The organism is Streptomyces inhibens (assembly GCF_003389455.1).
Classification (GTDB): Bacteria; Actinomycetota; Actinomycetes; order Streptomycetales; family Streptomycetaceae; genus Streptomyces; species Streptomyces inhibens.
Map to the genome: position 1 here is coordinate 1 of NZ_QUAC01000400.1, position 9,265 is coordinate 9,265.

The 9,265-nt window shown below is 73.9% G+C and carries 9 protein-coding genes; 5 read left to right on the plus strand and 4 right to left on the minus strand.

The window, feature by feature from the left end; genetic code table 11:
• The 3 genes from DY245_RS35730 to DY245_RS35740 all read right to left on the minus strand — a co-directional run.
• Nucleotides 1-1,125, minus strand: a 1,125-nt coding sequence (locus tag DY245_RS35730) for a sensor histidine kinase (protein WP_128511260.1), incomplete at its 3' end; no start/stop codon positions are given.
• A 68-nt stretch (nt 1,126-1,193) separates the two neighbouring features.
• Nucleotides 1,194-2,228 carry a hypothetical protein gene (locus tag DY245_RS35735; protein WP_244943484.1) on the minus strand — a complete coding sequence of 345 codons (1,035 nt, stop codon included), beginning with the start codon at nt 2,226-2,228 and terminating at the stop codon, nt 1,194-1,196.
• Between the two features lie 107 nt (nt 2,229-2,335).
• On the minus strand, nt 2,336-3,106 hold the full coding sequence (locus DY245_RS35740; RefSeq protein WP_128511254.1) for an IclR family transcriptional regulator: 771 nt from the start codon (nt 3,104-3,106) through the stop codon (nt 2,336-2,338).
• A gap of 151 nt (nt 3,107-3,257) precedes the next feature.
• Here DY245_RS35740 and DY245_RS35745 point away from each other — a divergent pair, with 151 nt between their 5' ends.
• The gene (locus DY245_RS35745; RefSeq protein ID WP_128511255.1) at nt 3,258-4,802 is read left to right on the plus strand and encodes an aldehyde dehydrogenase (NADP(+)); all 1,545 of its coding nucleotides are present in this window, start codon (nt 3,258-3,260) and stop codon (nt 4,800-4,802) included.
• Between the two features lie 3 nt (nt 4,803-4,805).
• The gene (locus DY245_RS35750; RefSeq protein WP_244943486.1) at nt 4,806-5,399 is read left to right on the plus strand and encodes a GNAT family N-acetyltransferase; all 594 of its coding nucleotides are present in this window, start codon (nt 4,806-4,808) and stop codon (nt 5,397-5,399) included.
• Here DY245_RS35750 and DY245_RS35755 read toward each other — a convergent pair.
• Nucleotides 5,332-6,030: a class I SAM-dependent methyltransferase gene (locus DY245_RS35755; protein ID WP_128511256.1), complete on the minus strand. Its 699-nt coding sequence runs from the start codon at nt 6,028-6,030 to the stop codon at nt 5,332-5,334. The two genes, DY245_RS35750 and DY245_RS35755, sit on opposite strands and share 68 nt — an antisense overlap.
• A gap of 79 nt (nt 6,031-6,109) precedes the next feature.
• Between DY245_RS35755 and DY245_RS35760 the strand changes: the two genes are divergently transcribed.
• The 3 genes from DY245_RS35760 (at nt 6,110) to DY245_RS35770 (ending at nt 9,177) form a co-directional block, all read left to right on the plus strand.
• Nucleotides 6,110-6,814: a DsbA family oxidoreductase gene (locus DY245_RS35760; protein WP_128511257.1), complete on the plus strand. Its 705-nt coding sequence runs from the start codon at nt 6,110-6,112 to the stop codon at nt 6,812-6,814.
• Between the two features lie 113 nt (nt 6,815-6,927).
• Nucleotides 6,928-7,998, plus strand: a complete 1,071-nt coding sequence (locus tag DY245_RS35765; RefSeq protein WP_128511258.1) for an aminotransferase class V-fold PLP-dependent enzyme — start codon at nt 6,928-6,930, stop codon at nt 7,996-7,998.
• Nucleotides 7,999-8,109: 111 nt separating this feature from the next.
• Nucleotides 8,110-9,177 (plus strand): alkene reductase, encoded by a 1,068-nt coding sequence (locus DY245_RS35770; RefSeq protein ID WP_128511259.1) that lies wholly within the window; start codon nt 8,110-8,112, stop codon nt 9,175-9,177.
• Nucleotides 9,178-9,265 lie beyond the last annotated feature (88 nt).

Consider the following 9,265-nt stretch of genomic DNA (forward strand, 5'->3'; position numbering starts at 1 on the left):
CGCGGCCGTCGCCTCGCCGCCCAGCAGCCGGGCGCGCTCGGCGATCCCGCGCAGCCCCCGGCCGCCGCCCGTACGCGCTGCCGTCGCGGCGGGGTCCGGCCCGGTGTCGTCCCCCGCCAGCGGATTCTCCATCCGCAGTGTCAACTGACCGTCCCGCACCCGCAGTTGCAGCCGGACCGGTACCGGCCCGGCGTGCCGCAGCGCATTGCTGAGGCCCTCCTGCACGATCCGGTACGCCTCCCGTGAGACCACCGGCGGCAGTCCGGCACAGCGTCCCTCGACCGTCGCCTCGACCGCCACGCCTGCCGCACGGGTCCGGCCGAGCAGCGCGTCCAGGCCGTCCAGGGTGGGCGCCGGCGCCGCCGGATCGGTGCCGTCCTCCTCGCGCAACAGCCCCAGTACGGTGTCCAGTTCGGCGACCGCCTCGCGGGTGGTCTCCTCGATGGCGGTGAGCGCCTGCCGGGCGAACTCCGGGTCCGCGTCCAGCACCCGGCGGGCCGCGCTCGCCTGCAGGGTGACGGCGCTGAGCGCATGGCCCACGGAGTCGTGCAGCTCGCGGGCCAGCCGGTTGCGGGACGCCAGATCGGCGGCCCGGCGCTCGGCCGCGGCCAGCCGGTCGGCGGGCGTGGGCCCCAGCAACAACGGCGCGCAGCGGGCCAGCAGCTCCCCGGCCGCCCAGGCGGTGCCGACGATCAGGGCCAGCAGCGCCAGCCCGGCGAGCGGGCCGTATACACCGTGGAAGGCCTTCGGCCACAGCGGCGCGGTGTGCTGGAGCGGCTTCGAGAACGGCATGGCGAGGAGCACGATCACGGCCGGCGGCGCGGACAGCGTCATCCCGCTGACGATGCCGCCGGCCGCGAGATGTGCCACGAACCAGAGTGCGGTGCGCCGACGGGCCGCCCAGGACATGGCCGGTCCGTCGGCCAGCCGCTCCGCGCGGACGCCGCACAGGATCCGTACGGCGGTCACCTCCAGCGGCCGCATCGGCGGGAGGAGCAGCGCGACCAGGGCGGCGAGCGGCAGCGCGCAGCCGAACGCGATGAACTGCGAGGCCATGTCCCGCAGCGGGTCGGCGCCGTCCATGAGCAGCGCCAGGACGACCGAGGCCACCAGGAAGAACGGCATCAACAGCGCGCCGCCCAGAATCAGATGGATCCAGCGGGCGCCCAGCACCCGGATCCGGCGCCGGCCCGCTATGCGCACCGCGCGGCCTCGCGTTCGGCGAAGAAGTGCGCTCCGGCCACGGCCACCAGCATCCCGACGATCATCTGCACAGAGTAAGTGAGGCTCATCAGCGGTGTGGGCAGCTTCGGGTCGGCCGCCGTGAGGGTCAGCGTGGTCAGCGTCATCCAGCCGCCCCAGCAGGCCAGCGCGCCCGCCCCGATCCAGGTGGCGGCCAGCGGCAGCAGCAACGGGACCCGGCGGCCGCGGCCGTGAGCGAGCGTCAGCGCGCCGGCCGCGGTGAGCACGGCGAACAGTACGTACCCGGCGTCGTTGAGCCGGGCGTCGAGATCCACCGCCGCGGCCCGCGCGGGGTTCAGTCCGGCCGTGCTGCCGGTCGCCCACAGCAGATGCACCGCGGCGGGCAGCAGGCTGAGCACGGCCACCGCGGCCGCGGTCAGCCGCCGTGCGGAGCGGGTCGGGCCGGGCGGGAGGGTGCCGAGGCGGCCGCGCCACAGATGGCCCCAGCGCTCCCTGGCGTAGAGCACGAAGAGGGTGCCCAGGGCCAGGCCCTGCACGATGAAGCCGCTGTAGACGACGCTCCACACCCAGGGGGCGAGCAGTTCGCCGGGGCTGTCGCCGGAGCCGCCGCTGCCGCCCGCGCCGTCGCGCAGCGCCGCGGCCAGACTCTGCACGGGGAAGACCGTGAGGATCGGCGCGATCAGTCCGGTCGCGCACCACATCGGCAGTGCGAGCAGCCAGGCCGGCACCCGCGCTCCCCAGGGCCGGGTCAGCAGGAACGCCAGCACGATCACCGCCGCGTCCATCAGCACGGTGAGCAGGTTCAGCGCCATCAGGGAGTTGCCGTCCTGGCGCAGCGCACTGCCTTCGGGGATGCCGATCCGGCTGCCCGCGGTCCAGGCGATCTTGAGCGAGAGATAGGGGACGCAGGCGGCCAGGGTGGTCACGCGCAAAACGGTGCGGGCGGTACCGGCGGCCCCGCGCGGGGCGGGGAGTTCGGTGGGGGTGTGCGGGGCCGGGGCCTGTCGGCCGCTCTGGATGCTCATGACGTCCAGACTTCCGGCGGCCCGCTCCTGCCACCTCGGCCCGGGCGACGATCCGCCTCCGCCGTACGGGGGAGGGGCCGCTCAGCCGGGCTGCCGGCCGGTCCGTCTCACAGCCGCCGGGTGGCCAGCGTCAGCCGGTCGCGGGCGTCGAACAGGGTGTCCTTGATCATCTGCTCATGGGCCGGGGTCAGCCGGGCCACCGGCACCGAGCAGCTGATCGCGTCCCGGGCCGGGGTGCGGTAGGGGATCGCGACGCCGAAGCAGCGCAGGCCCAGCGTGTTCTCCTCGCGGTCGACCGCATAGCCCTGCTCGCGCACCGCGTGCAGCTCCTCGATCAGCTGCTCGCGGTCGGTGATGGTGTGCTCGGTCAGCTGCGCGAGGGTCGGCGGCAGCATCGCCCGGACCTGGTCGTCGGTGTACGTGGCGAGCAGCGCCTTGCCCAGTGACGTGGAGTGCGCGGGCAGCCGCCGGCCGACGCGGGTGAAGGGGCGCAGATAGTGCTGCGACTGCCGGGTGGCGAGATAGACGACGTTGGTGCCGTCCAGGCGGGCGAGGTGGATGGTCTCGGTGGTGTCGTCGGAGAGCCGGTCCAGCGTCGGCCGGGCCGCGGCCACCACCTCGTCGCCGTCGATGTACGACGTGCCGACGAGCAGTGCGCGCACGCCGATGCCGTAGCGGGTGCCGGTGGCGTCGGTCTCGACCCAGCCCAGGTCGACCAGGGTGCGCAGCAGCATGTAGAGGCTGGACTTCGGATAGCCGACGGCTTCCTGGACGGAAGCCAGGCTGTGCATACCGGGGCGGCCCGCGAAGTATTCGAGCAGCTCCACCGTCCGCACCGCGGACTTGACCTGCGATCCACCGGTATCGGCAGCTGACATCGCCCTTGACCCCTCTGTTCGGACAGCCATAGAGTCCCAGTTGTTCATGATCCGGGACGCCGTTCAGCATATCGAACGCGGTCCGGTGTGCTGCAAGGTTCACAGCGTCCCGAAAGGGACTCGGCACGGCATCGCCCAGGAGGAATGCACGGTGGCAGCAGCAGCACCAGTCTGGAGTGTCGACCCCCGAACCGGGAAGCAGCGGGAACAGGTTGCGGTGGAGGCCACAGCGGACGAGGTGGACGCGGTGGTCCGCGCCGCACACGCCGCCCGTGGCGCACTCGCCGACCGCACCGTACGCGCCGCCCTGCTGCGCCGCGCCGCCGCCCTGCTCGACGAGGCGGGCGAGGCGGTCATCGAGGCCGCCGACGCCGAGACCGCGCTCGGTCCCGGCCGGCTGACCGGCGAACTGACCCGCACCACCTACCAGTTGCGGGCCTTCGCGGACATCGTCGACGAAGGCGCCTTCCTCGACGTACTGATCGACCACGCCGACGCCGGCCTCACCCCGCCCCGGCCCGATCTGCGCCGCTACAAGATCCCGCTGGGCGCCGTCGCGGTCTACTCCGCCAGCAACTTCCCGCTCGCCTTCTCCGTGCCCGGTGGCGACACCGCCAGCGCCCTCGCGGCCGGCTGCCCGGTCGTCGTCAAGGCGCACCCCGACCACCCCGCCACCTCCGAGCTGTGCACCGCGCTGCTGCGCCGCGCCGCCATCGAGGTCGGCCTGCCGGAGGGTGTGGTGAACCTGGTGCACGGCTTCCAGGCCGGTATCGACCTGGTCCGTCATCCGCTGATCACCGCGGCCGGCTTCACCGGCTCGGTACGCGGCGGCCGCGCCCTGTACGACGCGGCCGCGGCCCGCCCGCACCCCATCCCCTTCCACGGCGAGCTGGGCAGCCTCAACCCCGTCGTGATCACCGAGGACGCCGCCGACGAACGCGCCGAGCAGATCGGCGCCGGGCTGGCCGGTGCGATGACGCTCGGCGTCGGCCAGTTCTGCGTCAAGCCGGGCCTGGTCCTGGCGCCCGAGGGCGAGACCGGCGACCGGCTGCTGAAGTCGCTGACCGCCGCCGTCAGCGACACCGAGGCGGGCGTGCTGCTCGACCACCGGATGCGGGAGGCTTTCCTGGAGGGGGTGCGCACCCGCGCCGAGCTCCCGGACGTCGAGGCGCCGGTGACCCCTGGCGCGGGCGGAGCGCACACCGTCAGCGCCGGGTTCCTCGCCGTGCCCGCCGCCCGCCTGGCCACCGAAGGCCCGCACGACCTCCTCCTGGAGGAGTGTTTCGGCCCGGTGACCGTCGTCGCCCGCTACGCCGACGAGGCCGAGATCGGCGCCGTACTCGCCCGGCTCCCCGGCAACCTCTCCGCGACGCTGCACCTCAGCGACGCCGAGAGCGCCGGCACCGACGAGGCGGGGCGCGGTGCCCGGCTGCTGGCCGAGGTCACCCCGCTCGCCGGCCGGGTGGTCGTCAACGGCTGGCCGACCGGCGTCGCGGTCGCCCCCGCCCAGCACCACGGCGGCCCCTACCCGGCCACCACCTCCACCTCCACCTCCGTCGGCGGCACCGCCGTCGAACGCTGGCTGCGCCCGGTCGCCTACCAGGACACCCCGCCCGCGCTGCTGCCGCCCGAGCTGCGCGAGGACAACCCGCTCGGCCTGCCGCGCCGGGTCGACGGCCGCGCCGAGGGAGCGTAGGGCGTGTCTTTGGGATCGGCCCGGGCCCTCGGCACCTTGCGTCCCCCTACCGAAGCGGCCGCCCTCCAGGTCCGCGCCGCGACCCACGCGGACCTGGCGGCGATCGCCGCCCTGCACGCCCGCGCCCGCGCCGCGTACCACCGCGCCCGCTTCCCGGACGCGCCCTTCGACGCCGTGGCCGAGCACGCCCGATGGCACGACGCCTGGGCACGCGTCCTGGACCGCGACGACACCCCCGCGCTCTGCGCCGTACGGCACCACACGGTCCTCGGCGCCGCCTCCTACCGCCATCGCACCGACCGCCAGGGGCCGGCCGTCACGCTCCACCAGCTCCACGTCGACCCCGCCCACTGGGGCACCGGCGTCGGCCGCGCGCTGCACACCGCCTGCCTCGACGCCTGGCGCACGGCCGGTTTCTCCCGGGCCGTCCTCGACGTGCTCTGGCACAACCACAGGGCCCGCGCCTTCTACACCGGCCTCGGCTGGCGCCCCGACCCGGACCGCCGCCCCGCCCCCGACGCCACCCACCTCACCCTGACGCTGGACCTGGCGCCCCGGGAGCGTCCGACGCCGCTGCCGCCTCCCGCCGGGCGATGATCTGCAGCCGCCCGGCCGTCCGCCCGTCCAGCGTGGCGACCGACCCCACCCGCTCCGTCACCACCGAGAAGCCCGCCGCCCGCACCAGGCCCCGCAGCCGCTGTGGCGGATGGTGCCGGAACACCCCGCCGTCGGGCGTCTCGAACACCCCGTACGTGCCGTACCGCTGCGCGAACCGCGCATAGCGCTGCTGGTTGTACGGATCGTCCTGCAACGGCACATCGCTCAGATACAGCACCCCGCCAGGGCGCACCAGCCGCCCCAGCTCGCCGACGATCGCCGACTGGTCCCCGTCCCCCGGCACACACGTGAGCACCGCGAACAGCAGCGCCGCATCGAACGACCCCTCCTCGAACGGCAGCGGAAACCCGGCCCACCGCATCAGATCCAGCCCCGGATGCTCCCGCCGCCCCCGCTCGATCAGCGCCGCCGAGACATCCACCCCGCGCACCTCGCGATACCCGAGCCCGGCCAGCTCGGCGGTCAGCCGCCCATAGCCGCAGCCGTAGTCCAGCACCCGCGCGGCCCTTGGCACATAGGCGTCCAGCAGCGCCGGATCCAGCGGATGGGTGAAGGTCTTGGCGGACCCGGTCGTCTCCCAGAAGCCGAGAAATCCCTGTGGCGAGGTCATGCCCGGACCGTACCCGCGGAATAGCCCGCCGTCCCGCGAGGTTCCAGCAGGACACATCCACCACGAGGAAAGTCAGCTCATGCGCGTCGAAATCTGGTCCGACATCGCCTGCCCCTGGTGCTACATCGGCAAGGCCCGCTTCGAGGCCGGGCTCGCCGCCTTCGCGCACCGCGACGGTGTCGAGGTGGTGCACCGCTCCTTCGAGCTGGACCCGAAGGCACCGGCCGCCACCGACATACCGGTGCTCGACATGCTCGCCACGAAGTACGGCGTCAGCCGCGCGCAGGCCGAGGAGATGGAGGCCCGGGTCGCCGCCGCGGCCGCCGACGAGGGTCTCGGCTACCGCTCCGACCGGATCCACGGCAACACCTTCGATCTCCACCGGCTGCTGCACCTCGGCAAGGAGCACGGCGTCCAGGACGCGTTGCTCGACGCCTTCTACCGCGCCAACTTCGCCGAGGCCAGGACCCTCGGCGACCCCGCGGTGCTCAGCGAGATCGCCGTCGCCGCCGGCCTGCCCGCCGACGAGGTCGCCCGGGTGCTCGCCGATCCCGACGCGTACGCCCAGGAGGTACGCGCCGATGAGCGCGAGGCCGCCGAGCTCGGCGCCACCGGCGTGCCCTTCTTCGTCATCGACCGCCGGTACGGCATCTCCGGCGGCCAGCCCGCCGAGGTCTTCCGGCAGGCCCTGGAGCGCGCCCACGCCGACGGTGCCGTGCAACTACTGCCGACCGGCGACGCCGAGGTCTGCGGGGACGACGGCTGCGCCGTTCCCGGGAAGTGACCGCTCGCCGGCCCGCCCGCATGCCCTGCGACCTGCACGGATGAGCCATGCTCGCGGGCCGGCCGAGCGGATACGCCGTGGACGGGGCGCGGATCGCCCCGCACAGTGGAGTCATGCAGCGACATGAGCCACTGGGCGGGGCCGAATTCGCGCCCGAGACGACCTATCTGAACTCCGCCTCCAGCGGACTCCTCCCCCGACGCAGCGCCGCCGCCCTGCGCGCGGCCATCGAGGAATCCGCCTCCTACGGCACCATGGGCCGCGACTACTTCGGGCCCCCCACCGCCTCCCGGGCCGCCTTCGCCCGGCTGCTGGACATCCCCGTGGAACGGGTCGCCATCGGCAGCTCGGTCGCGGTGCAGTCCGCGTTCGTCGCCGCCTCGCTCCCGCCGGGCGCCGAAGTGCTGGCCCCCGAGGGCGACTTCAGCTCCCTGGTCAATCCGTTCGCCACCCACCCGGGCGTCAAGCTGCGCACCGTACCGCTGGAGGCGCTCGCCGACGAGGTGCGCCCCGGCACCGCCCTCGTCGCCCTCAGCGCCGTGCAGTCGCTCGACGGCCGGATCGCCGATCTGGCGGCGGTACGGGAGGCCGCGCGGACCCATGGGGCGCGTACGTATCTCGACACCACCCAGGGCGCCGGCTGGCTGCCGCTGCGCGCCACCGACTTCGACTTCGTCGTCTGCGGCGCCTTCAAATGGCTGCTGTGCCCGCGCGGTACGACCTTCATGGCCTTCGGGGGGGAGCACGGCGACGGCGGCGACGGCGCATGGCCGGCCGCGTTGCATGCGGGCTGGGTCGCCGGGGAGGACATCGGCGAGTCCAACTACGGCGTGATCCGGCCGGCCGCCACCGCCCGGCGCTTCGACGAACCGCACGCCCACTTCTCCTACGTCGCCGCCGAGCGCTCCCTCGCCCTCATCGAGGAGCTGGGCGTGGCCACGATTCACGCCCACAACACCGCGCTCGCCGACCACTACCGCGCGGGGCTGGCCGAGCGCGGCCTCGCGCCCCGTCCCGCGCCCGGCTCGGCGATCGTCTCCACCCCCGGGATCGCGGACGCGGAGCGCCGGCTGACCGAGGCGGGGGTACGGATCTCGGTGCGCGGCGGGCTGCTCCGCGCGGCCTTCCATCTCTACAACTCGACGGATGACGTGGACCGGTTGCTGGCACTGCTCGACGGCTAGCGCCTCGGCGCGGCGGGAATGCCGGGGTCGCGGTGGTTGCTGATGTAATGGCCAACGATTCAGCTCCGTACCTGAGTTGATGACCCGTTGACCACAGTTGAGAGGCCGTCAGTGACCACCGCGTTCGACCCCATCGACCTCGCCGGCATCCCCCTCGCCAACCGCATCGTCATGGCGCCCATGACCCGCAACCGCGCCACCGCCGAGGGCGTCCCCACCCCGTCCATGGTCCGCTACTACACCCAGCGGGCCTCGGCCGGTCTCCTCATCACCGAGGCCACCCAGACCGAACTCATCGGCCGCGGCTACCCACTGACCCCCGGCCTGCACACCCCCGAGCAGATCGCCGGCTGGCGCGAGGTCACCGACTCCGTGCACGCCGCGGGCGGCAAGATCTTCGCCCAGCTGTGGCACGGCGGCCGCATCGGCCACCCGGTGCTGCTGCCCGACGGCCTGGTGCCGGTCGCGCCCTCCGCGGTCGCCGCGGCCGGCCAGGGCTTCACCCACGAGGGCCTCAAGGACTTCGTCACCCCGCGCGAGCTGACCGGCGAGGAGGTACGCGAGACCATCGCCGGGTTCGCGGCCGCGGCCCGTAACGCCGTCGAGGCCGGCTTCGACGGCGTGGAGATCCACGGCGCCAACGGCTATCTGGTCCACCAGTTCCTGGCGCCCAACTCCAATCTGCGTACCGACGAGTGGGGCGGCTCCGACGAGGGCCGCGCCCGCTTCGCCATCGAGGTCGTCAGGGCCGTCGCCGACGCGGTCGGCGCGCACCGCACCGGCCTGCGCATCTCGCCCGGCAACACCTTCAACGACATGGCCGAACCCGCACCCGAGGCCACCTACACCGCGCTGATCGAGGCCATCGCCCCGCTGGGCCTGGCCTACCTGCACACCTGCGATGTGCGCGACCTGGAGCTGCTGGCCAGGCTGCGCAAGCGCTTCGGCGGCACCTTCGTGCTCAACCCGGCCACCGACGGCCGGCCCACCGGCCTCCAGGAGCTCCCGCTCGTCGAGGAGGGCGCGGCCGATCTGCTCGCGTACGGCGCGCTGTTCCTCGCCAACCCCGATCTGCCCGCGCGGCTGGCGGCCGGCGGCCCGTTCAACACGCCGGACCGCGCAAGCTTCTACGGCGGCGACGACACCGGCTACCTTGACTACCCGGCGCTGACGGACTGAGCCGTACCACCCGGGGCGGCCCGTCGGCACCGATGAACCGCTCCTCGCACGAGACGGCGCGGTCGCCGCACAGACCTGCTGTGCGGCG

What these genes read in the sequence shown, in the direction of transcription:
- DY245_RS35735 (WP_244943484.1), bottom strand. Translation starts at nt 2,228, where the DNA reads ATGAGCATCCAGAGCGGCCGACAGGCCCCGGCCCCGCACACCCCCACC.
- DY245_RS35755 (WP_128511256.1), bottom strand. Translation starts at nt 6,030, where the DNA reads ATGACCTCGCCACAGGGATTTCTCGGCTTCTGGGAGACGACCGGGTCC.
- DY245_RS35760 (WP_128511257.1), top strand. Translation starts at nt 6,110, where the DNA reads ATGCGCGTCGAAATCTGGTCCGACATCGCCTGCCCCTGGTGCTACATC.
- DY245_RS35765 (WP_128511258.1), top strand. Translation starts at nt 6,928, where the DNA reads ATGCAGCGACATGAGCCACTGGGCGGGGCCGAATTCGCGCCCGAGACG.
- DY245_RS35740 (WP_128511254.1), bottom strand. Translation starts at nt 3,106, where the DNA reads ATGTCAGCTGCCGATACCGGTGGATCGCAGGTCAAGTCCGCGGTGCGG.